Raw genomic sequence first — 23179 nt, 5'->3', positions numbered from 1 at the left:
AGAAAGCGTTGGCGCTTTGACAGCGCAGACCGCAGCCGTTAGATGAAAGACAAAGATTGTGACACCAAAGGACGCGCGTATGACAGTCGAGCCTATCCCGCCCGTTCCGCTCACCCTTGACGGGTCTGCCATCCTGCACCAGATGTTTCGTATTCGCTGGCCGGCCTGGAACGCCGTGGCGGCTGTCGAACAACAGGCAATGGTGGAGGACGCCGCCCACGTATTGACCGAGATGGAACAGGCGGGCACCAGCGCCGTGTTCTCCCAACTCGGCCACAAGGGCGACCTGATGCTGGTCCATTTCCGGCCCAGCTTTGACGAGCTGAACGCGGTCGAGCTGCGCCTCGCCCAGCTGCAACTGCTGGAGTTTCTGGAGCCCAGCAGTTCGTATCTGTCAACGGTTGAACTGGGTCTGTACGAGGCGTCGGTACGGCTGTATACGGCCCTGCACGAGCGGGGGCTTGAGCCCTACACGCCGGACTGGGACGAGGCGGTGGCGGCCGAACGCGAACGCCAGCGCCAAGCCATGGCCGCGCGTCTGGCGCCGGCCATCCCGGCCCGGCGCTACCTGTGCTTTTACCCGATGGATAAAAAACGGGGCGAGGTCCGCAACTGGTACCACGTACCGATTGCCGAGCGCCAGAAAATGATGCGCGAACACGGCATGGTCGGCCGCCGCTACGCCGGTCGGGTCAACCAGATCATTTCCGGCTCGGTCGGCTTTGACGACTGGGAGTGGGGGGTGGACCTGTTTGCCGACGACCCGCAGGTCTTCAAGCAGCTGGTGTATGAGATGCGTTTTGATGAGGCCAGCGCCGTATACGGCCTGTTCGGAACCTTTTATCTGGGCCTGCGGATTGCAGCCGCAGACCTCGGCGCCCTGCTCGGCGGCCGTCTGCCGGCCTTCAACTGCAGTCCGGCCTGAGCTTTTCTTTCTCCGCCCCCTCGTTACAATACCCGGCCATGGCAACCACAACGGATGTCGTCGTTATCGGCGGAGGGGCCATCGGCATCGCGGTGGCCTATCAGCTGGCCGGGCAGAAGATCCGGACCTGGCTGGTGGACAAGGGGCAACCCGGCCAGGAAGCGTCCGCCGCCGCCGCCGGAATGCTGGCCGCCACCAGCGGCGGCTCTAAGCGCGGCCCGATGTATCGGCTCAAACGCGCCAGTCAGGCGCTGTATCCGGCCCTGGTGCGTGAGCTGGAAGAACGCACCGGAATCGATATCGAGTATCAAACCCCCGGCATCTTCGAGATTCTGCTGACCGAGGCGGACGAGCAGCGCTACAGGCGGCTGTACGAACTGCGCGCCGAGCAGGGCCACGCCGTCAGCTGGCTGTCGGCCGAGGCGGCCCGGCGCCACGAGCCGAGCCTCACCCCGGCCCTGCGGGCGGCCGTCCATTTTGCCGCAGACCATCACCTGCACAACGGCAAGCTGGCCCGGGCCTGGGCCGAAGCGGCCCGCCAGCGCGGGGTCAGCCTGCACACAGACACAACGGTCACCGAGGCCCGCATGAGCAATGGGCGGGTCGCCGAGGTCCGGGTCGGTGACGACTGGGTGAGCGTCGGCAGCGTGGTGATCGCCGCCGGCTCATGGTCCGCCCAGGTCGGCGAGCTGTTTAAGCTGCGGATTCCGGTCCAACCGGCCAAGGGACAGATGCTGGCCATTCGCGCCAGCCAGCTCCGCCATGTCATTGCGAGCGACGACCGCTATCTGGTGCCGCGCAAGAACGGCGAGGTCATTCTTGGCTCCACGGTTGAATTCACCGGCTATGACAAGGACGTGACGCTCGAAGCGGTGCGGCGTCTGGCCGAGTGGGCCGACAGCGTGGTGCCGGGCATCGGCAAAGCCCCGCTCAGCCGCTGCTGGGCGGGGCTGCGCCCCTACTCTCCGACCCGGCGACCGATATTGGGTCGGGCGCCCGGCTTGGAGAATGTCGTGCTGGCCACCGGCCATCACCGCAACGGTATTCTCCTGGCTCCGATTACCGGGCAGCTGGTCGGCGAGCTGATTACGACCGGCCGCACCAGCCTGTCGCTCGAGCCGTTCGGGCTGCCGGCCGAGCCGCACCACGCTGTGGAAGAGGCCGAGTGAGACCGCAGGTCCCACAGCCGGGTACTGGCCTAGTTTGACCCCGCACAGCCCACTTTCCGCACGCACAGCCTAATTAGGGAAATTATGTAGGCTGTTCCCCACCGGCTCGGTTTCTGCTAAGAGCCGGGACCACTATATCTTGCTGGGGCCTTTCTTTTTCAACATCCCTCCAACATCACTGCTGCAAAAAACATGAGCACGATAAACACGACAATCGCACTCAGCGCCCCAAACACAATCCCGAATGTCCGCCAAAAATAGTCCATGGGTGGGTGTCTCCCTGCCGTCATGATCGTCTTCGCCCCCCCCACGGCCAGACCGGTATCTGGATGAGCAGGTGTTCCGGTTCAATGCCCGGGGTGGCCGCGACGCCGACCGCTTTGTCTATATCGTCAATGCCTTGACCGATAAACGGTTGACGTATGAGGAGTTGACGGGCGCTGCTGTTCTTGAGAGCGCGCCGAGCGGTTGATAAACAAAGCCTGAAGACGGAATCTTCAGGCTTCGGAGGTCGGGGAGTTGATTGAGACGGCCCAGTCGAGTCGCGCGCCTGACCCAGCGCCACGGGAGCGGCCGAGGTTGCGTGTCATTCAGGGAGGACGGGGCCGCACAGCCTAATTTGACTTTGCACAGCCTAATTAGGCCAGTACCCACAGCCGGGCGGAGATTGCGGCTGGATAGGGGGTATGCCATAATTCTGGCGCCAGACCGATATGGCACTTTCTCATACACCAAGGAGGGACAGGTATGGCAGATGTGACGATTCGTGCGCTGAAAAACGGTCCGTACGAGGTGCGGGGCGGCGCAAAACTTACCGATCAGAAGCGGGCCGAGTACACCGGCCAGGAAGACCCCATGTATCTGTGCCGCTGCGGCCAGTCCTCCAACAAGCCGTTCTGTGACGGAACCCACCAGAGCTGCGGCTTTGTGGCCGAAGAAACCGCCGGCTAAGCTCCCTTATTCGTCCACACCAGACGCCCCGGAGCCACGCTTCGGGGCGTTATCATGTGTAGACGCCGGCTGGCTCAGGATGTGAACCGCCCGCACTCCCGTTCCATAGCGGTATACCAGTTCCCCGCCCCAGTGGCCCTGCACGATCAACCCACCGAGGCCAAGCCCGGTCAGCAGCACAAAAAACAGCGGCAGACGGCCCGCAATCTGAGTCCGCACCACCGCCAGGACGAGAAAAAATCCGAACAGGCCATAGCCCAGATACTCATGGTAAACGAGCAGGTCCTGGATCTGAGCGTCAAAGGCACTGTTCGGCTGGGGCAGTTGCTGTTCGATCCAGCCGCTCAGCACGGCCAGACCCAGCGCCCCGACGCCGGCAAAGAAACTCGGGCGACCGAGCCGCTGCCAGCCGGGCCGGCGCCACACACTGCCTGCGCAGTCCAGCACACAACCCCAGACCGTCAGCGCTACCGCAAAATGGACGAACACCGGGTGCAGGGTCAGCACCAGCCCGGCCTCCAGCGGCGGCACCGGAGCGCCGTCCTGGGCCACGGCCCCCGCCACCAGCCACAGCCCCCACGCCACGCCACCCAACAGGCAAACCAAGCGTTTTTGACATGTGCCCTTTGACATGTGCCCTTTGCCTTTTGACTTGGCCTTCTTATGCTCTGCCCGGCCGTGTGGTACAAGGGCGGGACGGGAGACACACGTGGCGTATCAGAACGACGACGAACCAGCCTACACCAGGGAGCGGGTTGTGGCTCGGCTGGGTGAGATCGCACCCGGTTGTACAAAGAAATTCATCCGCACCGTGAACGGACGCGAAACCGAGTGCTTCATTGTGAACTATGGGGGTGAGCTGTTTGCCTACATCAACAGCTGCCGCCATGTGCCGATGACGATGGACTGGGTGGAAAACCAGTTTCTGAATGAGGACGGCCGCTATATCCTGTGCGCCACCCATGGCGCGGCCTACGAGCCGGATACCGGCGAGTGTATTTTTGGTCCGCCGTGCGGTCAGTTCCTGGCCAGAGTGCCGCTCACCATTGAGGGCCAGCAGGTCATTGCCGGGCAGCCCGAGGCGCCGGACGACTGACAGCGCCGGTGTCCGGTTCCACGCCGGCCGTTTCTCGTTCTTAGTCCCATTCCTCGCCGAGGTGAGCCCGGCCCAGACGCTGTTTCAGATACTCCAGCGCGCCAAGGTCCTCGATAATATCTCCGCCGGTATCGTAGAAGAAAATCTCGCCCTTTTTGTTGCGGCCAACGGCGACGAGCCACTCCAGCTCATCGCGGTCTTCGAGCAGATAGTTAATCGTCAGCGAGACTCCTTTGCCGGGAATCAGGGTGACTTTGGGTCGTTTGGGGCTTTCTGGGTTGGGGCTTTTCTGGGTCGTCGTTGACATGGCTCACCTCCGACTCGCACGCCTGCTGCGTCCTCTGCCACACCGGAACTCATCGCTGGCGCCAGGAAGCATAGGGGCTGGATATCGTCAAGTCAATACAGCGAGGGCGACCGTCTCCACGTGGTAGGTATGGGGAAAAAGGTCGAGCGGTTGCAGGCTGACAGGCCGATAGCCATGCTGTCCGAGACGCCGCAGATCGCGGGCCAGGGTGGTCGGATCGCACGACACATACACGATCTTGCGCGCCCCGAACTGCGGCAGCCTGTCGATGATATCCGCGGCTCCGGCCCGCGACGGGTCCAGCACCACAACGTCGGCCTGTTGTCCGCTGGCGAGCAAGGCCTCAATGCCCTGGCGCGCCGAGGCGTGGACAAAGCGCAGGGTGTCAAACCCGAGCCGCGCCGCATTGGCGCGGGCGTCGGCAACCGCCACCCGATCCTGTTCTATGCCGATCAGCGAGCCGACCCGAGAAGCAAGCGGCAGGCTGAGATTCCCGGCTCCGCAGTACAGCTCGACCAGCCGGTCGTGGGGGCTGAAGTCACCCATCCGCAGCACGGTTTCAACCAGGGTCCGGTTGCCGGCCAGATTTACCTGGGTAAAAACTCCGCTGCTGACGGACAGCCAGAGATTGTCAACCCCGAGGTCCAGGCTGATCCCGACCTCACCCCACTCACGACGCCAGCCACGGCCAAACAACACCAGCCCGCCAAGCTCGGGGTGGTCGTCCACAAAACGCTCACACGTCTCGGCGTCAGCGGCCTGGAACAGCCCCTCGGCGTTGCCGACCAACACGGTTGGGGACGGTCCGGTTCGGGCTTCGCCACTCAGCAACTCAAGCCGCCGCACGACCGTTTGCAGCCCGGCCAACCACTGGCGCGCCGTCCGCAGCTGCTGCGGACTCGTCTCCCCGGCGATGAGACACGACTCGATCTCAACCAGCTCGTGCGAGCGCGCCTGATAAAAGCCCAGCCGGGCCAGCGGCTCGGTCCGCAGCCGAATGCGGTGTCGATAGTGCCACTCCCGGGGGCTGGGAATAATGGGCAGGACCGGCGGGGCGGACAGGCCGCCAATCCGTCGCATATGCTCCTCGACCAGCTCCTGTTTGGCCCGCAGCTGCTCGGCATAGTCTATGTGCTGCCACGGACAGCCGCCACAGCGGGGAATATACGGACACGGCGGCTGCCGACGCTGGGCCGAGGGCCGGTGGACAGCCACCAGACGGGCCACGGCATAGGTCTTTTTGTCCTCCTCAATCACCACCTCGACCGTGTCGCCGGGCACCGTGCCGGGCACAAAGACGACCTTGCCGTCGAGCCGGCCGATGCCGGCCGGGCCGTAGGACAGACGCTCGATGGTCAGGCGGTGGGACTCGGCAGACATAGGCTTCAACAGCGCTTCGGGGGTGCCCGGGCAAGAGCGCCCAGGCTCGCAGTGCCTGCACCCTAAACCGTCCCACCCCGGACGTAAAGAGCGGCGGGCAGCAGGTCTGTGGCCGGTGTCCGGTTTGGAAAGCGGGAGGGGCGGGTTTGAAACCCGCCCCTGCTCCACCCTCAGAAATCCCCCTCCGGGGCAGCAACACAAACCGAGGCGATAGCAGTCTGCGGCATTCCTTCCGCGTCAGCGGGCTTTATGGTAAGTACGGCGGGCCATGGCTCAGCGATCATACGAGAGACTCCGCATACGTCGTGCGAAACGGACTGACATCCCGGCCCTGCGGCTCCTCGCCGCGCCGGCTGGGGCTGAGCTGGTCAGCCGCGCCGAAACCCGCTACTGGCGACGCCTGGCGAGTGACCCGCGGCTCGACTTCTACATCGCCGAACAGGCCGGCGCCGTTCAGGGCATGCTGCTAGTGTGCTACGTGCGGACCCTGGGATCGCCCGGCTGGCAGGCCCTCCTTGACCTCATCGTTCGTCCTGCTGCCGCACCGGATATCGTTCAGGCCCTGCTCGGCTTTGCCAAGGCCCGAGCCCGGCGCCGGGGCTGTCAACAGCTGCTTGTGCAATCCGACCGAGCCGACCGACAGCTGTTGACGCAAAACGGATTCGCCGCAACAGGCCCTCTGTTCGCCTGCTCCCTGGACTGACCGCCTTTGGCCTCTCCCCCGAGGGCGACCCGTCGGGTCGCCCTCTACATTTGACCTTTGCCTTTTGCCATTTGAGTTTTGCCTTCTCTTCTCACTATCCCCTACTTGACCCTCCTCCCTGGCAGGTCGGGGTGTGGCTCAGCCTGGTAGAGCACACGGTTCGGGACCGTGGGGTCGCTGGTTCAAATCCAGTCACCCCGACCACGTTTGTTCCGTCCCTCGGTCTTCTTCCCGCATCGGCCATGCAAGAATTCGCCTGTGTCGCCTGTCTGCTATCTCCCCTCATCGCCTATGTATGCGGCTCGATCCCGACCGGTGATCTCATCGGTCGCCATCTGGGCATTGCGGTCCGCCAGACCGGCAGCGGTAATATCGGCGCCACCAACCTGGCCCGCACCGCCGGCAGAACGGCCGGCCTGCTGACCCTGGCCGGCGACATGGCAAAGGGGCTGATCCCGGTGCTGGCAGTGCGACTGCTCGGCTTTGGAGAGGTCGTTCAGGCCGCTACTGCGGTGGCGGTGGTGGTCGGCCATATGTTTTCGATTTTCCTGGGCTTTACCGGCGGCAAGGGCATAGCCTCGGGCTTCGGCGTGCTGCTGGGTCTGACTCCGCTGGCCACCCTGTCGGCCCTGGTCGTGTTCATCGGCGTCTTTGCCGCCAGCCGAATCGTATCTGCGGCGTCTCTGGCCGCCACACTCGCCGTGCCGCCCCTGCTGGCCGTTCTGGCCTATCCCCGGCCCTACCTGTTCGCCGTCTCGCTGCTGGCCCTGCTCGTCGTCGCCCGCCACCGCGACAATATCAGGCGCCTGTGGAAAGGCCAGGAGGCTCCCTTTCGACTCGCCTCTGACGGAAAACACACCGCGCCTGAAGAGCCCGATTCTTCTGCCTAAAAAAAGAGCGCTGCCCGCGAAATAGGCAAGCCGGGGGCCGGAAAAAGAGAGCCGCGGGCCGGAAACCGCCTATTCAGAGGTCGAGGGGTTTGGTATTCTTTTTGCTGCTCTCTATAGATGCTTTACAAGCCGACCGTTTTACACTAGAGAGGGCTTGAGGAGGTCAACTCTATGGAAGGCGTTATGAAAAAGGTTGAAGCGATCATCAAGCCCTTCAAACTCGACGAAGTCAAAGAGAGTCTGAACTCCCTCGGCGTCCGTGGCTTGACGGTCAGCGAAGTCAAAGGCTTCGGGCGTCAGAGAGGCCACACCGAGCTGTACCGAGGAGCTGAGTACGTCGTTGACTTCCTGCCCAAGGTCAAGCTTGAAATCATCGTGGAAGAAGATCTGGCCGCCAGCGTGGTTGAGGCGATTGAAAAGGCGGCCAATACCGGACGGATCGGAGACGGCAAAATCTTCCTCTCTTCGGTTGAAGACGTCATCCGGATCCGCACCGGCGAACGCGGCAAAGACGCCGTGTAAGCTGACGAATCCGAACGCACTGGAGTACAGGAGGACAGGAGACGTATGACACCCAAAGACGCGATTGCCTTAGCGCAGGAGAAAAACGCCGAGGTCGTGGACCTCAAGTTCATGGACTTTATCGGCACCTGGCAGCATTTTTCCATCCCGCTGAGCGAATACGAAGAAGAGATCTTCGAGGACGGGCTCGGCTTTGACGGTTCTTCGATTCGCGGCTGGCAGTCGATTGACTCCTCGGACATGCTCGTCATCCCCGACCCGGCTACCGCGCGCCTCGATCCGTTCTGTCAAGCCCCGACCCTGTCCCTGATCTGCAATATCGTCGATCCGATCACCAAAGAGGACTATTCGCGCGACCCGCGCAATATCGCCCGCAAAGCCGAGGCGTATCTCAAATCGAGCGGCGTGGGCGACGTGGCCTATTTCGGGCCGGAGCCCGAATTCTTCATCCTCGACGACGTTCGCTTCGACCAGAATGCCCACGAGGGTTACTACCATGTCAACTCAATTGAGGGCAGCTGGAATTCGGGCCAGGAGGAAGGGCCGAACCTGGGCTACAAGCCCCGTCACAAAGAGGGCTATTTCCCGGTGTCGCCGCTGGACTCCTACCAGGACATTCGAACCGAAATGATCCGGATAATGGAGGACATCGGGATCCGGATCGAGAAGCATCACCACGAGGTGGCGACCGCCGGACAGGCCGAAATCGACATGCGTTTCCTGCCCCTGGTCCAAATGGCCGACGCGCTCCAGTGGTACAAGTATATCGTCAAGAATGTGGCCAAGCGGCACGGCAAAACCGCCACCTTCATGCCCAAGCCGATCTTTGGCGATAACGGCTCGGGTATGCACACCCACCAGTCGGTGTGGAAAAACGACCAGCCCCTGTTTGCTGGTGACGGCTACGGCGGGATCAGCGAACTCGGCCTGCACTACATCGCCGGCGTCCTGGCCCACGCCCCGGCCCTGTGCGCCTTTGTCGCCCCGACTGCCAACTCCTACCGGCGTCTGGTGCCCGGCTTTGAGGCGCCGGTCAACCTGGCCTACTCGTCTCGCAACCGGTCGGCGGCGGTCCGCATCCCGATGTACTCGCCGAGCCCCAAGGCCAAACGCATCGAAGTCCGTTTTCCGGACCCGTCGAGCAATCCCTATCTGGCCTTCTCGGCCATGCTGATGGCCGGGCTTGACGGCGTTGAGCGCAAACTGAATCCGGGCGATCCGCTCGACAAGGATATCTACTCGCTCACCCCCGAGGAACTGGCCGGCGTGCCATCCGTGCCCGGCTCCTTACCCGCCGCCCTCGACGCCCTGGAGAGCGACTATGAGTTCCTGCTCAAGGGCGACGTGTTCACCAAAGATGTGGTCGAGACCTGGGTGGACTACAAACGTGAGAACGAGGTTGACCCGCTCCGTCTGCGGCCCCACCCGTACGAGTTCTCGCTGTACTACGACGTCTAAACCGCAGTCCGTCTGACGGATATCAAAGAGGGGGAAGGTTTCTTCCCCCTCTTTTGTTTTTCCCTTTCCAGTCCGATTCCGTTCAGCCCCAAACCGGTTGACAAATCCGGGCAAGTCAGGCAGACAAGAGGCGGACTTCACGCTGTTCATCTTGTCCATCTTGCCTACATCGCAAAAGGAGAGCCTATCATGTTACTAGACGGCAAGGTTGCCATCGTCACCGGTGCCGGTCGAGGCATCGGCCGCGAAGAAGCCCTGCTCATGGCCAAACACGGCGCCAAGCTGGTGGTCAACGATCTCGGCGGTCATTTCGACGGAACCGGATCAGATGTCGGTCCGGCCCAACAGGTCGTCAATGAAATCAAGGCCGCCGGAGGCGAAGCGGTGGCCAATACCGAGAGCGTGACCGACTTCAAGGGCGCCAAACGGATCGTCGAACAGGCGGTCGATACCTTCGGGCATCTGAACATTCTGGTCAACAACGCCGGCATCCTGCGCGACCGGATGATCTTCAATATGTCGGAAGAAGAGTGGGATGCGGTCATCAACGTGCACATGAAAGGCTCCTTCAACTGCAGCCGTCACGCCTGCGAATACTGGCGCGAGCAGCACAAGGCGGGCACTATCCTGAACGGCCGGGTGATCAACACCTCCTCGGACGCCGGCCTGCTGGGCAGCCCCGGCCAGCCCAACTACGGCCCGGCCAAGGCTGCGGTCGCCACCATGGCGATCATCGTTGACCGCGAGATGCAGAAATATGGCGTAACCGGCAACGCGATTGCCCCGCTGGCGCGCACCCGCCTGACGGTTGACGCTACGCCCCAGACGGCCGGCCTGATGGACGCCAAAGAGGGCGAGCACGATTACTTCAGCCCCCACCACGTCGCCCCGCTGGTGGCCTGGCTGGCGAGTGATGACGCGGCCGGGGTCCACGGCGAGGTCTTCCGTGTCGGCGGCGGCTGCGTATGGTTGATGAAGGGCTGGCACTCGGCCGGCACAGTCAAAAAGCTGGGCGACTGGGACCCGAACGAGCTGGGCGACACGCTCAAGGGCGAGCTGGCCAAGGGCGGAACGGCCAAGGAAGACCTCGGCTCCGTCTTCAAGTCGCTCAAATCCTGAATCCCACACGCGCGGCCGCGCCCTGCGGCCGCGCGTCTCCCAGAGCCCTGTGACCCATCCCCACCCCTACCGCGTGCTGATCGTCTGTCACGCCAACACCAGCCGCAGCGTGATGGCTCACTCCCTGCTTGAGAAAATGCTCGCAGAGCGGGATGTTGAGCATATCACTATCCGTTCGGGCGGGATTGCGATTTACGCCCGGGATCGGATGTACGCCTCGCTCGACGCGCGTCTGATCCTGCGCGAACACGACATTCACCTGCAAGCCGAAGACTTTGTCTCGACCGACCTCAAACGCCACCGGTATCTGATCGACGAGGCCGACCTGATCCTGACCATGACCCACGAGCAGAAAGACATGCTTGACGCCTACCCCGAGGCCGAGGGCACGCCAGCCTACACCCTCAAGGAGTTTGCCGGCGAGGAGGGCGATATCGACGACCCGGCGATGCAGGGCGAAGACGCCTTTCGAGCCCGCATGGTCGAGATCCAGCGCTGTCTGGAAAACTCCTTTGACGATCTGTTGAGCTTGGCCCATGAAAACCTTTGAAAACCCGTCGGATCCCGAGATTTACGACATTCTGGCTGCGCCCAAAACGATTGCCGTGATTGGCTGTTCGCCCGACCCGGACCGCGACAGCCACCAGATTGCCGCCCTGCTCAAGGCCAGGGGCCACACCGTCATCCCGGTCAACCCCAACTGCCGGGAAATCCTCGGTCAGCGCTGCTACGCCAGCCTGAGCGACATTCCCGAGCCGGTTGACATGGTTGACGTGTTCCGCCGCTCGGAGTTTGTGGCTCAGATCGCCGACGAAGCCATTGCCGAGCAAGCCTCAATCCTGTGGCTCCAACTCGACGTCATTGACGAGGCCGCCGCCCGCAAAGCCCAGCAGGCCGGGCTAACGGTGGTGATGGATCGGTGTCCGGCGATTGAGTATCGCCGCCTCTTTTAGCCGGCGGGACACGGCATGAGTTCCGACGGCTCAACCACGCTCAAAGCCTGGCAACGTCTCCGCTCCCAGATCGTCTATTCGTGTCGCATCTTCTCGCTCCGGGAAGACCATAAGCGCTCCCCCCGGACCGGCCGGGGACATGACTTCTACGTCCTGGAGGCGGGCGACTGGGTGAACATCATTCCGCTCACCGCCGACGAACAGGTGGTGTTGATTCGGCAGTACCGGCACGGGGTCGAGGCCATGACGCTGGAGATTCCGGGCGGTATGGTCGATGCGGAAGACCCCTCCCCGCTCCACGCCGCCCGGCGCGAGATGCAGGAAGAGACCGGCTATGACTCGGCTGAGGTAGTCTCCCTGGGCGCCATTCATCCCAACCCGGCCATTCAGGCCAACCGCTGTCACAGCTTTGTGGCCCGCAACGTGCAGAAGCGGTTTGAGACCCACTTTGATACGACCGAGGAAACCGAGGTGGTCCTGGTTCCGCTGGCCGATATTCCCGACCTCATTCGCCGGGGACAGATCACCCACGCCCTGGTGGTCGTAGCCTTTCACTGGTACGACCTGCTGACCGGTAGGTCGGATTAGCGAAGCGTAATCCGACAATGCGCTAAGTCGCCCTGCGAGACTCGCCTTAGCCGAGCTTATCTCGGACAATACGGCCCATCTCCTTGCAGCCGACCAGACGGCATTCGGGCTGGGCAATATCGGGCGTGCGGTAGCCTTCGGACAGGGCCGCATCGACCGCCGTCTCAATCGCCTGAGCCGCCTCTTCGTGCTGAAACGACAAACGCAGCAGCAGGGCCGTGGACAGCAGGGCAGCCAGAGGGTTGGCCTTGTCCTGGCCGGCAATATCGGGCGCGGTGCCGTGGATGGGCTCAAACAGCCCCCGCGAACCCTCGCCCAAGGAAGCCGAGGGCAGCAGGCCCATGGAGCCGGCGATCATCGACGCCTCGTCGGTCAGAATATCGCCGAACATGTTCTCGGCGGCAATCACATCGAAGTCGCGCGGCCGGCGGATGAGATGCATCGACATGGCATCGACCAGAACATCCTCGTATTCAACGTCCGGGTAGTCCTTGGCCACCTCATTGGCGACCTCGCGCCACATCCGCGAGGTCGCCATGATGTTGGCCTTGTCCACCGAGGTGACCTTTTTGCGGCGTTTGCGGGCCAGATCAAACGAGGTTCGCATCAGCCGCTCGACCTCACCCTCGGTATAGAAAATCGTGTCCACCGCCTCCCGGCCGTCCGGTCCGGTCCGGCGCTCGCTCGGCCGGCCGTAATACACCCCGCCGGTCAGCTCACGGACGACAATCAGATCCACCCCGTCCAGCACCTCGGGCTTGAGGGTCGAAGCGTGGACCAGATGCCGGTTGACCTGGAGCGGGCGCAGATTGGCGTACAGACCGAGCTCTTTGCGCAGTCCCAGAATGGCCTGCTCGGGCCGGACCGCAGACTGCGGGTCGTCCCACTTGGGGCCGCCGACCGCGCCGAGCAGAACCGCGTCGCTCTCGGTGGCGACCCGTAGCGCAGAGTCGGTCAGGGCCACGCCGTGGGCGTCAATCGAGCAGCCGCCGGCCAGGGCCTGTTCGCAGGCCAAGCTCAGGCCAAACCGTTTTTCAACGAGCTTGAGGGTTTCCAGAGCCTCGCCAATCACCTCAGGGCCGATGCCGTCACCGGCAAAGACCGCAATTTTATGGGCCATGCTGTCTCCTTCTTTTCATACGCGTGTGGGTCGGTGGGCCGCTGCCTAGGGTCCCTCCCGTCCGGCGGCCGTCTGGCTCTGATAATAGCGCTCGCGGTTGGCGAGTTTGTTGAGCGCGTTCACAAAGGCCAGGGCGCTGGCCATGATGATATCGGTATGGGAGCCCTGACCGTTGACCGAGGTGCCGTTCTCGCGGATCATGCACGACACCTCGCCCTGGGCATCGGCGCCGCCGGTAATCGCCTTGACCGTATAGCGCTCAAGCTGGGGGTCGAGGCCGGCAATCTTGGTCACCGCCTTGAAACAGGCGTCCACCATGCCGTCGCCGGCCGCGCTGTCGACGATCTCGTCCTCGCCGACCTTCATTTTGACGGTGGCGTGGGGCACGGCCATGCTCGACGAGGTCACATTCAGATACAGCAGCTCGTACTGATCCGGCAGCCGGACGGTCTCCTCGGTGACGATGGCAATCAGGTCTTCATCGTAGACGTTCTTTTTCTTGTCGGCCAAGGCTTTGAAACGCGCAAAAGCCTTGTTCATGTCGGTCCCGGTGTAGTCAATGCCCAGGGTTTGCAGCCGGTCGACAAACGCGTGGCGACCGGAGTGCTTGCCCAGAACCAGCTTGTTGCTGGCCAGTCCGATGGTCTGGGGCTGCATGATCTCATAGGTCAGCTTGTTCTTCAGCACCCCATCTTGGTGAATGCCGGCCTCGTGGGCAAACGCGTTCGCCCCGACCACCGGTTTGTTCAGGGGCACGGTAATGCCCGTAATCTGTGACAGCAGCTGGCTGGACGGATAAATCTGCTCGGTGACGACACGGGTGGTGACATCCTGAAAGACGTCCTTGCGCGTCCTGAGCGCCATGACGACCTCTTCCATCGAGGTATTACCGGCGCGCTCGCCGATGCCGTTGATCGTACACTCGACCTGGCGCGCGCCGTGCTCAATGGCCGACAGCGAGTTGGCCACCGCCAGACCCAGATCGTTGTGGCAGTGAGCGCTCCACTTAACCGTTTCGCCACCGGGCACGGTGTTACGCAAAAAGGTGAAGAGCTGGCCGTACTGTTCGGGTACCGCATAGCCGGTGGTATCCGGCACGTTGACGGTGACCGCCCCGGCCTTGATGACCTCGCCAAAAATCTCGACCAGGTAATCGGGGTCGGTCCGCGACGCGTCCTCGGCCGAAAACTCGACATAGTCGAGATATTTTTTGGCATAGCTGACCGCCCACACCGAGGCGTCGAGCGCCTCTTGGCGGCTCATCATCAGCTTGTGCTTGAGGTGGATATCCGAGGTCGCAATAAAAATATGAATGCCGGGATTTTTGGCGCCCTCGACCGCCTGAATCGACCGTCGGATATCGTCCTCCTTGGTCCGCGACAGACTCAGGACGATCGGCGTCGGCATCAGTTCGGCAACCCGCCTGACCGACTCAAAATCTCCCTCTGACGACGCGGCAAACCCGGCTTCGACCACATCAACGTTGAGCTTTTCGAGCTGACGGGCGACCATGACCTTCTCCTCGATGTTCATGGTGGCGCCGGGCGACTGCTCACCGTCACGCAGTGTGGTGTCAAAAATCTGGACAATCTCCCGTTCCATAGCGGTCCTCCTTCGATGTCACAAAAAAAGGGCTGCGAGGTATCCCGCAGCCCTTTTGACGAACACGAGGCCACAGGCTGAGAATCCCGCCCGTGGTCCCCGACAGCTCTTGTGTTTACGCGTGTCTCTTGGAACCAGCAGGCGGGGTGCTAAGCAGTAGGCTTAGCAGCAGGCCACGTCCCAGCTCGCCGAACAGTCCAAGAGTCACCTTGTGCGCAATCATGATGTTCCCGTTACAGTCTGTATCCGGCTACCTATAACGGACCTTCCTTATCCGTGTCAAGCGTCTGCAGCGGACGGACGTTTTCCAGCGGGGGGGCGGGCGGCGCCTTTTTCAGCTTGCCCAACCCGAGCCGACCCAACCGGACCAGCAGCCACAGCGGCCCGGAGGCGGCATAACACCAGGAGACGCCAAACAGCATGACGTGCGGCTGGGCGATCGTGATCTGAATCGCAATGATGGACAGCAGCAGCAGCCAGAAAGGCTTGCGGTCGCGCAGCTTGAGTTCCTTGAAACTGTAGTAGCGAATATTGCTGACCATCAGACCGGCCAGGGTATAGATCAGCACCAGCGGGGCAATCTGCTTGGCGCTGCCCCCGGCTCCACCCAGAAAATCGTCCAGCAGGACGGTCGTGGCCACCACCGCCGAGGCGGCAGGAATCGGCAGGCCGACAAAATGGGTCTTATCTGCGGTTTCAGACTTGACATTGAAGCGGGCCAGCCGCAGCGCCCCACAGGTGACATACAGGGCTGCGGCCAGCCAGCCCCAGGCCTGCCACGATTCGAGCGCCCAGCAGTAGGCCAGCACCCCGGGTGCCACCCCGAAGGCGACCAGATCGGCCAGCGAGTCATACTCAACGCCGAATTTACTCGAGGTCTTGGTCAGCCGGGCGATACGCCCGTCGAGCCCATCAAAGACCATGGCGACCAGCATCGCAATCGCGGCAAACACATACGCCTCGCCCAGGGTGGCAATAATGGCGTAGAAGCCGCAGAACAGCCCACCGGTGGTAAACAGGCTGGGCAGCAGGTAGACCCCTTTGCGCAGCGGCGGGCCCATTTTGCGTCGCGGCAGGGAGCGTAGCTTTGTCTGGGGGGTGGCCTGTGTCATGCCGTTTCGATCCTTCCGTCTTCGCCGCTGGTCGGAGGATAGACCGCCAGAATTGTCTCGCCGGCCTTCACCCGCTGTCCGACCTCAACTTTCAGTGCGACCTGGGGCGGACAGTACACATCGACCCGGGAGCCGAACATGATCATGCCGTAGCGCGCGCCCTGTTCGACCCGCTCGCCGCCTTTCAGCCGACACACGATCCGTCGGGCCAGGATACCGGCAATCTGGACCAGCGCAATCCTGCCCCCCTGTTCGTCCCGGATGGTCACGGCATTCTGTTCGTTGACCTCGGCCGCTGCCTCGGCAAAGGCCGGACGAAATTTTCCGGGCTGATAGCGGACCGCCTCGATCCGGCCCGAGACCGACAGACGGTTCACATGCACGTCGAGCGGCGACATGAAAATACCCACTCGAATGGTCGGAGCGGGCAAAAAACGGGGGTCCTGACACGGTTGCTCAACCGTCACGACCCTGCCATCGGCGGGCGCAACAATGAGGCGCTGGCCCTCGGGAGGCGTGCGGTTCGGGTCACGAAAGAAATAGGCGACAAACAGACACAGAAAGAAGATCCCCAGGCTGGGAATACGAAACTCAAGCAGGCCGAGGATCAGCGAGGCCGAACCGAGGCCGAAGATCCAGGGGTAGCCCTGTGGCGCAAAGTGCATACGCGAGGCGCCGGAGCGGAGGCCCGGGACATGGCCTCAGGCCCAGCGCTGCATCCCTAATTTTTCGCCTTATCAACCAGGCGGTTCTGCTGCATCCAGGGCATCATGCCCCGCAGATGGGTGCCGACCACTTCGGATTGATGGCCCTTGGCCGCCTCCCGGAGGGCGTTGAAGTTGGGCGAGCCGGAGCGGTGTTCGGCAATCCACTCGTCGGCAAACTTGCCGGACTGGATATCGGTCAGGATGGCCTTCATGGCCGTGCGCGTCTCCTCGCCGATGACCCGCTTGCCACGGGTCATGTCGCCGTATTCGGCGGTATTGCTGACCGAGTAGCGCATATTGGTGATGCCGCCCTCGTAGACCAGATCGACAATCAGCTTCATCTCGTGGATGCACTCGAAGAAGGCCATCTCCGGCGCATAGCCAGCCTCGACCAGGGTCTCGAAACCGGCCCGCATGAGTTCGGTGACCCCACCGCACAGCACGGTCTGTTCGCCAAACAGATCGGTCTCGGTCTCTTCCTTGAACGATGTCTCCAGAACCGCCGCCCGGCCACCGCCAATGGCCGAGGCGTAGGCCAGAGCAATATCCTTGGTGCTGCCCGACGGGTCCTGGGCGATGGCGATCAGACACGGCACGCCCTGGCCCTTTTCAAACTCGCTGCGCAGCAGATGGCCCGGCCCCTTGGGCGCGACCATGAAGACGTTCACATCGGCCGGCGGGACGATCTTTTTGAAATGGATGTTGAAGCCGTGAGCACAGGCCAGGCAGGTCCCCGGCCGCAGCCCGGCTTTGATATCGGCCTCATACATTTCGCTGGCCACCTCGTCCGGGGTCAGAATCATGATGATATCGGCCTCTTTGGCCGCCTGGGCGACCTCCTGGACCAGAAAACCGGCGCTTTCGGCCTTGGGCCACGAGCCGCTGCCCGACTTGAGGGCGATCCGCACGTCCATGCCGCTGTCACGCAGGTTGAGCGCGTGGGCGTGGCCCTGGCTGCCGTAGCCGACAATGGCGATCTTCTTGTCCTTGAGCAGGGACAGGTCGGCGTCTTTGTCGTAGTAAATATTCATGCTGCCTTCTCCTTGTGGATTTTTCGCTTGTTGAGTTCCAGCGTCTCGCCCCCGTTGGCGGCCGACAACACCTGCACGCCGCGCTGGATGGCAACCTTGCCGGTGCGGACCACTTCCCGGACGCCGAGCGGTCTGAGCAGTTCCAGAATGGCCGTAATCTTGCCTTCGTCTCCGGTCACCTCAATGACGTAGGAACGCGGACCCGCGTCAACCACCTTGGCCCGGAAAATATTGACGATATTGAGTACCTCACTGCGCGCCCGCTCATCCGGCGCCACCTTGATGAGCGCCATCTCACGCTCGACGTGCGGGCTGTCCTGAAAATCGACCACCTTGATGACACAGATCAGCTTATGCAGCTGCTTGGTGATCTGCTCGACGACCTGATCGTCGCCGTCGGTGACCAGGGTAACCCGGGACACGGTGTCATCGGTCGTTTCGGCGACACACAGACTGCTGATATTGAAATTCCGGCCGCTGAACAGACCGGCCACCCGGGCCAGGACGCCGGCTTCGTTTTCGACAAGTATGGAGATAGTGTGGCGCATACGGTTTTCGGCGTGGGGAAGGGTGTGGGAGAAAGTGAGGGGGGACCGCTCCCGCTCCCCCCTCACACAGACTCACACGGCAGGAAAAATCGCGACGCGTTCAGGCTGCGGTCCGCTGTCGGTGACGGGCCAGAATCTGCATGATACGGTCTTTTCCGGCCAGTTTCTGTTTTTGAATCCGCTTTTCCTCAAGCTCCTCCTGCTCGGTCAGGTGGGCCTGTTGGCGGAGCTGTTCAAGGCGGTGCTTGAGCTGTTGGTGTTCTTCGTAGCAGCGACGCAGCTCGGGATCGGTATCGATCAACGAGCGGATCAGCTCTTCTTCTTTGGCTTCCATACGGGTCCTCCTGAGACTTGGACGACGCCCCGACTGTAATACAGGCGGACTCGGCTTGTCAATGTCACACCCGGCTATTCGTCCCGGGCTTGCTTGGACTCCTGGACGATCTTGTCGGTCAGATGGTGAGGGACCTCTTCGTAGTGCGAAAACGCCATCTCAAAGGTTCCCCGGCCACTGGTCATTGACCGCAGATCGGGCGCGTAGGTCAGAATCTCAGCCATTGGCACGGAGGCCTGAATGACCTGATTGTGGCCTTTGGCGTCAACACTGTTGAGCCGTCCCCGGCGGCGATTCAGGTCGCCCGTGATGTCACCCGTATACTCCTCGGGGACGGTGATCTCCATCTGCATGATCGGCTCCAGAATGACCGGCTTGGCCTTTTCCAGGGCGTTCTGAATGCCGATGGAAGCGGCGATCTGGAAGGCCATATCGGACGAATCCACCTCGTGGTAGGACCCGTCGTACAGCGTCACTTTGACATCGACGAGGGGATAGCTGGCCAGAAAGCCCTTGGCCAGGGCGCCGACCGCCCCTTTTTCGACCGACGGGATATACTGGCGCGGGATCGCTCCGCCGCGAATCTTATCGACAAATTCAAAACCAGCGCCACGCGGCAGGGGTTCCAGCTTGATCCAGGTGTCCCCGAACTGCCCGCGTCCACCGGACTGCTTCTTGAGCCGCCCCTGAGCCTCGGCCGTGCCGTTGACCGTCTCGCGGTAGGGCACCTTGGGGGCTTTCAGCTCTGCCTCGACTCCGTAGCGCCGCTTGAGCTTCTCGACCACGACCTCAATGTGGAGCTGGCCGGCGCCGGAAATCAGAATATCGTTCGACTGGGCATCACGATCAACCTTGAGGGCCATGTCTTCCTCGGCCAGGCGGCTCAGAGAAGACAGGATTTTTTCCTCGTCGCCGCGGGCCTTGAGCCCCAGGGCAAAAGAGATAGCCGGAGAAAACTCCGGCAGCGGCGGCAGCACAATCGGCGTCTTCTCGTCACACAGGGTATCCCCGGTGCGAGTCTCCTTGAGCTTGGCAATGGCCACCACCTGACCGGGCAGGGCCGAGGCCACCGGCTGTTGTTTTTTGCCGTCCAGACCAAACAGCTGGCCGAGCCGCTCCCGGGCATCACGGCTGGCATTATACGCCACCGAGTCGCTGGCCAGCGTGCCCGAACACACCCGCACCAGGGACAGGCGACCGGTAGGCGAGTCCAGGGTCTTGAACACCCGGGCCGAAAACGGCGCGGCCGGATCGGGCGCCCGCTCTTCATCGTCCTGGCTTTTTGGATGTTTACCGGTCACCGCCGGCGTCTGGTCGGGCGAGGGCAGATAGGCGACCAGGGCGTCGAGCAGAGGCTGGATGCCGGCGCACTGCCCACCCGACACGCACAGCACGGGGTACAGCTGGGCGGCGGCAACCGCCTTGGCCAGGCCCTGTTTGAGTTCGTCGGTGGTGATGTCCTCACCTTCGAGGTAGCGGTTGAGGAGGTCGTCGTCGAGTTCGGCAATCGCCTCAACCAGCTGCTCACGCCGGGTATCGGCCTCGTCCTGCACCTCAGCCGGGATATCCTGCTCCTCAACCGCGCCATTATCCCCGCTGAACATCAGCGCCTTCATCGTCAGCAGGTCCACCACCCCGCTGAAGTCGGCCTGGAAACCGATCGGGATCTGGACCGGCACAAACTGGCCTTCGAGGGTGTCGCGCAGCCCGCCGAGGGCGGTCTCCAGACTGCCCTCTTCACGGTCCAGGCGCGACAGGCACACCAGCCGGGGCAGCTGCAACAGGTTGGCCCAGCCCCACACGCGTTCGCTCTCGACCTTGAGCTGACCGGCCGGGCCGGCCACAAACACCGCCCCGCTCATGGCCTCCATGGCGTAGCGCGTGTCGGATAAAAAGTTGGCCATGCCGGGGGGATCGAGGAGGCAAATGGCGTGGCGCTGCCAGCTGAGGGAATGGGCCGCAGTGGACAGCGAGGCTTTGCGACGGATCTCCTCGGGCTCAAAATCAAACGCCGAGTTGCCGTCATCGACCCGGCCCTGGCGGGTCGTGGTGCCAGAGGCGTACAACAGGGCTTCGGCCAGGGTTGTTTTCCCCGCTCCCCCCTCAGCCAAGAGACCAATAGTACGAATACGGCGGATGTCATCAGCCATCGGAGCCCTCCTGTGTGTCGCGGGCCGGGGCGCGGTCGGCGGCGCCCCGTGTCAGTGGTTGCGTTCATATAGAATACGGAGCCCGGCCAGGGTCAGGAACTCGTCTATCGTTTCGATGGTAGACGATTCGTCGGCAATCAATTCGGCAAATCCTCCGGTGGCAATGACCCGGGCGCGGCTGGCGTTCTCCCGGCGAATCCGGTCAACCATGCCGTCAACGAGCGCGGTATATCCATAACAAATCCCGGACTGGATTGCATGCACAGTGTTGCGGCCGACCACCTTGGGCGGCTTGGTCAGCTCCACCCGGTACAGTTTGGCCGTTTTGGTATACAGGGCGTCGAGGGAAATCCCGACGCCGGGCACAATCGCGCCGCCCAGATACTCGCCGTTGGCCGTCACATAGTCAAACGTCGTCGCGGTGCCAAAATCAACCACGATTGTGGCCTCCTGATAGCGCTCATAGGCGGCCACGGCGTTCACAATCCGGTCCGCGCCCACCTCGCGCGGCACATCGTACAGGATCGGCATGCCGGTTTTGGTGCCGGGACCGATAATCAGCGGAGAGCGGCGGAAAAGGGAGTGGCTCAACTCTTCAACGACCCGAATCATCGGCGGCACCACGCACGACACGGCGATGCCCTCAATCGACGCAAACGCAATGTCGGAAGCCGCAAAGACGCTGCTCAGCAGCACGCTATACTCGTCCGAGGTACGTCCCGCATCGGTCGTCAGACGCCAGTGATGGCTGAGCGTATCGTGCTGATAGATGCCGAGCACGGTGTGGGTATTGCCCACGTCAATCACGAGGATCATGTGTTCCACCCTGTTGATACCCGCCGATCACGCTGACCTCACCCGCCACCACCCGGCGCGGCGTCTCGGTTGTCTGCTCCCGCACGAGTAAGGCTCCGTCCGTATCCAGGCCCAGGACCGTCCCGCTGATCGCCTCACCCTGGGCGGCGACCGCAATCTGGCGGCCGATCAGGTCGGCGGCATAGCGCTCCCAGGCCGCGCGCAGAGCCGGAAAGCCTTCTTCTAACCAGAGAAGATAGGCTTGCTCAAGGTGGGTCAGCAGGCTGGCGGTGAAGGCGGCGCGCTCAACCGGCGTGCCGGTCACCACAAACAGCGAGGCCGCTTTGTCGCGTAGTTCCTCGGGAAACGCCTCAAGCCGGGCGTTGAGATTCACCCCGATGCCAAGAATGATGGCCTGCAAGTGCTCGCCCCGGGTCTGCATCTCGGCCAGGATGCCGCACACCTTTTTGCCCGAGAGCAACACATCGTTGGGCCATTTGATGGCCGGAGGCAGCCCGTCCAGCCCGGCAATCGTGTCGGCCACCGCCACCGCAGCCACCAGATTGATCTGGGGAGCCAGACTGGCGGCGATAGGCGGACGCAGAATGAGCGAGCAGTACAGGTTCACCCCGGCCGGCGAGACCCAGCTGCGGCCGAGGCGACCCCGGCCGCCGGTCTGGGCGTCGGCGACTACCAGCGTGCCTTCGGCCGCGCCCTCGGCAGCCAGCTGCCCGGCGTAGGTATTGGTGGAGTCGATCGTCTCAAAAAAATGGAGCGGTCTGCCAAGCAAACGTGTCTTGAGTCGGCTCCCGACGGCAACACCAAAGTCTGGTTCGGACATGGTTGAGGACTCCTGACGGGGGGCACCTCAGGTCTGGGGCGACACCGCCATACTCAGGTCAACGGCTGGGGCGGAGTGGGTCAGGGCACCGACCGAGATAAAATCCACCCCGGTCTGGGCGACCTCCCGAACCCGCTCCAGGCTCATATTGCCCGAGGCTTCAAGCAGGGCGCGGCCGCCTACCAATTGGACCGCGTCGCGCATGTCTCGGGTCGTCATGTTGTCCAGCAGCAGGATATCGGCCTCGGCCGCCAGCGCCTCGCCGACCTGTTCCAGGCTGGTACATTCGACCTCAATCCGCAGCAGGGCCGAGGCCCGCTGCCGGGCCTGACGGACGGCCGGCCCGACCCCGCCGCATACACTGATGTGGTTGTCCTTGATCAACACTCCGTCGTCCAAACCCATCCGATGGTTCGTTCCCCCGCCCTGGGTCACGGCATATTTATCCAGCAAGCGAAACCCCGGCAGGGTTTTGCGCGTGTCAATGATCGTGCAGGCGGTGTCGGCAACCGCCTCGACAAAGCGCCGGGTCAGGCTTGCCACACCGCACATGTGCTGGAGGAAATTCAGCACGGTCCGCTCGGCCATCAACAGACCGGCCGCCCCACCCCACACCTCGGCCACCAGCGTGCCGGCTTGGACCGCACTGCCTTCGCCAGCCCGCAGGCTGACCCTGGCGTTCGGGTCTACGGCCTTCACCACCCGTTCAATCAGGGGCAGTCCGGCAAGCCTGAGATCCGCTTTGGCGGTGATGCTGGCCTCGGCCGGACACTCGGCCGGAATGGTCGCTGCGGTAGTCACATCGCCCCGGCCAAGGTCTTCCTCAAGGGCGCTGGCAATCAGACGGGTCACAGCAGGATGATCAAAAGGATGCATGG

General features: G+C 62.8%; 26 protein-coding genes and 1 tRNA gene. 13 read left to right on the top strand and 14 right to left on the bottom strand.

Annotated features, from left to right (window positions below; translation table 11 throughout):
- Positions 1-79: 79 nt before the first annotated feature.
- The 3 genes from J4F42_13320 to J4F42_13310 all read left to right on the top strand — a co-directional run bounded on the left by J4F42_13320 (position 80) and on the right by J4F42_13310 (position 3045).
- The gene (locus J4F42_13320; protein ID MCE2486490.1) at positions 80-925 is read left to right on the top strand and encodes a heme-dependent peroxidase; all 846 of its coding nucleotides are present in this window, start codon (positions 80-82) and stop codon (positions 923-925) included.
- A gap of 38 nt (positions 926-963) precedes the next feature.
- On the top strand, positions 964-2094 hold the full coding sequence (thiO, locus tag J4F42_13315) for a glycine oxidase ThiO (GenBank protein MCE2486489.1): 1131 nt from the start codon (positions 964-966) through the stop codon (positions 2092-2094).
- Positions 2095-2841: 747 nt separating this feature from the next.
- Positions 2842-3045 carry a CDGSH iron-sulfur domain-containing protein gene (locus J4F42_13310; protein MCE2486488.1) on the top strand — a complete coding sequence of 68 codons (204 nt, stop codon included), beginning with the start codon at positions 2842-2844 and terminating at the stop codon, positions 3043-3045.
- A gap of 6 nt (positions 3046-3051) precedes the next feature.
- On the opposite strand, the gene J4F42_13305 is transcribed toward J4F42_13310, so the two are convergent.
- The gene (locus J4F42_13305; GenBank protein ID MCE2486487.1) at positions 3052-3678 is read right to left on the bottom strand and encodes a hypothetical protein; all 627 of its coding nucleotides are present in this window, start codon (positions 3676-3678) and stop codon (positions 3052-3054) included.
- 76 nt (positions 3679-3754) lie between these two features.
- On the opposite strand from J4F42_13305, the gene J4F42_13300 reads away from it, so the two are divergent.
- Positions 3755-4141, top strand: coding sequence for a Rieske 2Fe-2S domain-containing protein (locus J4F42_13300; protein ID MCE2486486.1), 387 nt, complete (start codon positions 3755-3757; stop codon positions 4139-4141).
- Between the two features lie 40 nt (positions 4142-4181).
- Here J4F42_13300 and J4F42_13295 read toward each other — a convergent pair whose 3' ends face one another.
- Positions 4182-4448, bottom strand: coding sequence for a hypothetical protein (locus J4F42_13295; protein MCE2486485.1), 267 nt, complete (start codon positions 4446-4448; stop codon positions 4182-4184).
- An 87-nt stretch (positions 4449-4535) separates the two neighbouring features.
- A complete protein-coding gene (gene rlmD, locus J4F42_13290; protein MCE2486484.1) occupies positions 4536-5828 on the bottom strand; it encodes a 23S rRNA (uracil(1939)-C(5))-methyltransferase RlmD in 1293 nt (430 codons plus the stop codon).
- A 268-nt stretch (positions 5829-6096) separates the two neighbouring features.
- Here rlmD and J4F42_13285 point away from each other — a divergent pair, with 268 nt between their 5' ends.
- From J4F42_13285 to J4F42_13245, 9 genes are all read left to right on the top strand, one after another.
- Positions 6097-6531 carry a hypothetical protein gene (locus J4F42_13285; protein ID MCE2486483.1) on the top strand — a complete coding sequence of 145 codons (435 nt, stop codon included), beginning with the start codon at positions 6097-6099 and terminating at the stop codon, positions 6529-6531.
- Positions 6532-6658: 127 nt separating this feature from the next.
- A tRNA-Pro gene (locus tag J4F42_13280) sits at positions 6659-6735 on the top strand.
- Positions 6736-6773: 38 nt separating this feature from the next.
- A complete protein-coding gene (plsY, locus tag J4F42_13275; GenBank protein ID MCE2486482.1) occupies positions 6774-7421 on the top strand; it encodes a glycerol-3-phosphate 1-O-acyltransferase PlsY in 648 nt (215 codons plus the stop codon).
- 183 nt (positions 7422-7604) lie between these two features.
- The gene (locus J4F42_13270; protein MCE2486481.1) at positions 7605-7943 is read left to right on the top strand and encodes a P-II family nitrogen regulator; all 339 of its coding nucleotides are present in this window, start codon (positions 7605-7607) and stop codon (positions 7941-7943) included.
- Between the two features lie 45 nt (positions 7944-7988).
- Positions 7989-9401, top strand: coding sequence for a type I glutamate--ammonia ligase (gene glnA, locus J4F42_13265; GenBank protein ID MCE2486480.1), 1413 nt, complete (start codon positions 7989-7991; stop codon positions 9399-9401).
- A 189-nt stretch (positions 9402-9590) separates the two neighbouring features.
- Positions 9591-10520, top strand: a complete 930-nt coding sequence (locus tag J4F42_13260) for an SDR family NAD(P)-dependent oxidoreductase (GenBank protein MCE2486479.1) — start codon at positions 9591-9593, stop codon at positions 10518-10520.
- 49 nt (positions 10521-10569) lie between these two features.
- Positions 10570-11070: a hypothetical protein gene (locus J4F42_13255; GenBank protein ID MCE2486478.1), complete on the top strand. Its 501-nt coding sequence runs from the start codon at positions 10570-10572 to the stop codon at positions 11068-11070.
- A complete protein-coding gene (locus tag J4F42_13250; GenBank protein MCE2486477.1) occupies positions 11057-11473 on the top strand; it encodes a CoA-binding protein in 417 nt (138 codons plus the stop codon). The genes J4F42_13255 and J4F42_13250 overlap by 14 nt, the downstream gene beginning before the upstream one ends.
- Positions 11474-11488: 15 nt before the next feature.
- Positions 11489-12061, top strand: coding sequence for an NUDIX hydrolase (locus J4F42_13245; protein ID MCE2486476.1), 573 nt, complete (start codon positions 11489-11491; stop codon positions 12059-12061).
- A 46-nt stretch (positions 12062-12107) separates the two neighbouring features.
- On the opposite strand, the gene leuB is transcribed toward J4F42_13245, so the two are convergent.
- The 11 genes from leuB to nadC all read right to left on the bottom strand — a co-directional run bounded on the left by leuB (position 12108) and on the right by nadC (position 23177).
- Positions 12108-13181 (bottom strand): 3-isopropylmalate dehydrogenase, encoded by a 1074-nt coding sequence (gene leuB / locus J4F42_13240; GenBank protein ID MCE2486475.1) that lies wholly within the window; start codon positions 13179-13181, stop codon positions 12108-12110.
- Positions 13182-13226: 45 nt separating this feature from the next.
- The gene (locus J4F42_13235; GenBank protein ID MCE2486474.1) at positions 13227-14783 is read right to left on the bottom strand and encodes a 2-isopropylmalate synthase; all 1557 of its coding nucleotides are present in this window, start codon (positions 14781-14783) and stop codon (positions 13227-13229) included.
- A gap of 254 nt (positions 14784-15037) precedes the next feature.
- A complete protein-coding gene (gene pssA / locus J4F42_13230) occupies positions 15038-15895 on the bottom strand; it encodes a CDP-diacylglycerol--serine O-phosphatidyltransferase (protein ID MCE2486473.1) in 858 nt (285 codons plus the stop codon).
- Positions 15892-16560 (bottom strand): phosphatidylserine decarboxylase family protein, encoded by a 669-nt coding sequence (locus tag J4F42_13225; GenBank protein MCE2486472.1) that lies wholly within the window; start codon positions 16558-16560, stop codon positions 15892-15894. The genes pssA and J4F42_13225 overlap by 4 nt, the downstream gene beginning before the upstream one ends.
- 56 nt (positions 16561-16616) lie before the next feature.
- A complete protein-coding gene (gene ilvC, locus J4F42_13220) occupies positions 16617-17633 on the bottom strand; it encodes a ketol-acid reductoisomerase (GenBank protein ID MCE2486471.1) in 1017 nt (338 codons plus the stop codon).
- Positions 17630-18181: an acetolactate synthase small subunit gene (gene ilvN, locus J4F42_13215; GenBank protein ID MCE2486470.1), complete on the bottom strand. Its 552-nt coding sequence runs from the start codon at positions 18179-18181 to the stop codon at positions 17630-17632. The genes ilvC and ilvN overlap by 4 nt, the downstream gene beginning before the upstream one ends.
- 100 nt (positions 18182-18281) lie before the next feature.
- Positions 18282-18515, bottom strand: coding sequence for a hypothetical protein (locus tag J4F42_13210; protein ID MCE2486469.1), 234 nt, complete (start codon positions 18513-18515; stop codon positions 18282-18284).
- A 74-nt stretch (positions 18516-18589) separates the two neighbouring features.
- Positions 18590-20665 carry an elongation factor G gene (fusA, locus tag J4F42_13205; protein MCE2486468.1) on the bottom strand — a complete coding sequence of 692 codons (2076 nt, stop codon included), beginning with the start codon at positions 20663-20665 and terminating at the stop codon, positions 18590-18592.
- 51 nt (positions 20666-20716) lie between these two features.
- Positions 20717-21481, bottom strand: a complete 765-nt coding sequence (locus J4F42_13200) for a type III pantothenate kinase (protein ID MCE2486467.1) — start codon at positions 21479-21481, stop codon at positions 20717-20719.
- Positions 21465-22301: a biotin--[acetyl-CoA-carboxylase] ligase gene (locus J4F42_13195; GenBank protein ID MCE2486466.1), complete on the bottom strand. Its 837-nt coding sequence runs from the start codon at positions 22299-22301 to the stop codon at positions 21465-21467. The genes J4F42_13200 and J4F42_13195 overlap by 17 nt, the downstream gene beginning before the upstream one ends.
- Before the next feature lie 27 nt (positions 22302-22328).
- Positions 22329-23177: a carboxylating nicotinate-nucleotide diphosphorylase gene (gene nadC, locus J4F42_13190; GenBank protein ID MCE2486465.1), complete on the bottom strand. Its 849-nt coding sequence runs from the start codon at positions 23175-23177 to the stop codon at positions 22329-22331.
- Positions 23178-23179 lie beyond the last annotated feature (2 nt).

Source organism: Desulfurellaceae bacterium, from assembly GCA_021296095.1.
In the GTDB taxonomy this organism is placed as follows: Bacteria; Desulfobacterota; Binatia; order Bin18; family Bin18; genus JAAXHF01.
This window is presented reverse-complemented; position numbering and strand designations above follow the sequence as displayed.

Coding starts and splice junctions, on each gene's coding strand:
- J4F42_13320 (MCE2486490.1), top strand. CDS start 80: ATGACAGTCGAGCCTATCCCGCCCGTTCCGCTCACCCTTGACGGGTCT.
- thiO (MCE2486489.1), top strand. CDS start 964: ATGGCAACCACAACGGATGTCGTCGTTATCGGCGGAGGGGCCATCGGC.
- J4F42_13310 (MCE2486488.1), top strand. CDS start 2,842: ATGGCAGATGTGACGATTCGTGCGCTGAAAAACGGTCCGTACGAGGTG.
- J4F42_13305 (MCE2486487.1), bottom strand. CDS start 3,678: ATGTCAAAGGGCACATGTCAAAAACGCTTGGTTTGCCTGTTGGGTGGC.
- J4F42_13295 (MCE2486485.1), bottom strand. CDS start 4,448: ATGTCAACGACGACCCAGAAAAGCCCCAACCCAGAAAGCCCCAAACGA.
- rlmD (MCE2486484.1), bottom strand. CDS start 5,828: ATGTCTGCCGAGTCCCACCGCCTGACCATCGAGCGTCTGTCCTACGGC.
- J4F42_13285 (MCE2486483.1), top strand. CDS start 6,097: ATGGCTCAGCGATCATACGAGAGACTCCGCATACGTCGTGCGAAACGG.
- plsY (MCE2486482.1), top strand. CDS start 6,774: ATGCAAGAATTCGCCTGTGTCGCCTGTCTGCTATCTCCCCTCATCGCC.
- J4F42_13270 (MCE2486481.1), top strand. CDS start 7,605: ATGAAAAAGGTTGAAGCGATCATCAAGCCCTTCAAACTCGACGAAGTC.
- glnA (MCE2486480.1), top strand. CDS start 7,989: ATGACACCCAAAGACGCGATTGCCTTAGCGCAGGAGAAAAACGCCGAG.
- J4F42_13260 (MCE2486479.1), top strand. CDS start 9,591: ATGTTACTAGACGGCAAGGTTGCCATCGTCACCGGTGCCGGTCGAGGC.
- J4F42_13250 (MCE2486477.1), top strand. CDS start 11,057: ATGAAAACCTTTGAAAACCCGTCGGATCCCGAGATTTACGACATTCTG.
- J4F42_13245 (MCE2486476.1), top strand. CDS start 11,489: ATGAGTTCCGACGGCTCAACCACGCTCAAAGCCTGGCAACGTCTCCGC.
- leuB (MCE2486475.1), bottom strand. CDS start 13,181: ATGGCCCATAAAATTGCGGTCTTTGCCGGTGACGGCATCGGCCCTGAG.
- J4F42_13235 (MCE2486474.1), bottom strand. CDS start 14,783: ATGGAACGGGAGATTGTCCAGATTTTTGACACCACACTGCGTGACGGT.
- pssA (MCE2486473.1), bottom strand. CDS start 15,895: ATGACACAGGCCACCCCCCAGACAAAGCTACGCTCCCTGCCGCGACGC.
- J4F42_13225 (MCE2486472.1), bottom strand. CDS start 16,560: ATGCACTTTGCGCCACAGGGCTACCCCTGGATCTTCGGCCTCGGTTCG.
- ilvC (MCE2486471.1), bottom strand. CDS start 17,633: ATGAATATTTACTACGACAAAGACGCCGACCTGTCCCTGCTCAAGGAC.
- ilvN (MCE2486470.1), bottom strand. CDS start 18,181: ATGCGCCACACTATCTCCATACTTGTCGAAAACGAAGCCGGCGTCCTG.
- J4F42_13210 (MCE2486469.1), bottom strand. CDS start 18,515: ATGGAAGCCAAAGAAGAAGAGCTGATCCGCTCGTTGATCGATACCGAT.
- fusA (MCE2486468.1), bottom strand. CDS start 20,665: ATGGCTGATGACATCCGCCGTATTCGTACTATTGGTCTCTTGGCTGAG.
- J4F42_13200 (MCE2486467.1), bottom strand. CDS start 21,481: ATGATCCTCGTGATTGACGTGGGCAATACCCACACCGTGCTCGGCATC.
- J4F42_13195 (MCE2486466.1), bottom strand. CDS start 22,301: ATGTCCGAACCAGACTTTGGTGTTGCCGTCGGGAGCCGACTCAAGACA.
- nadC (MCE2486465.1), bottom strand. CDS start 23,177: ATGCATCCTTTTGATCATCCTGCTGTGACCCGTCTGATTGCCAGCGCC.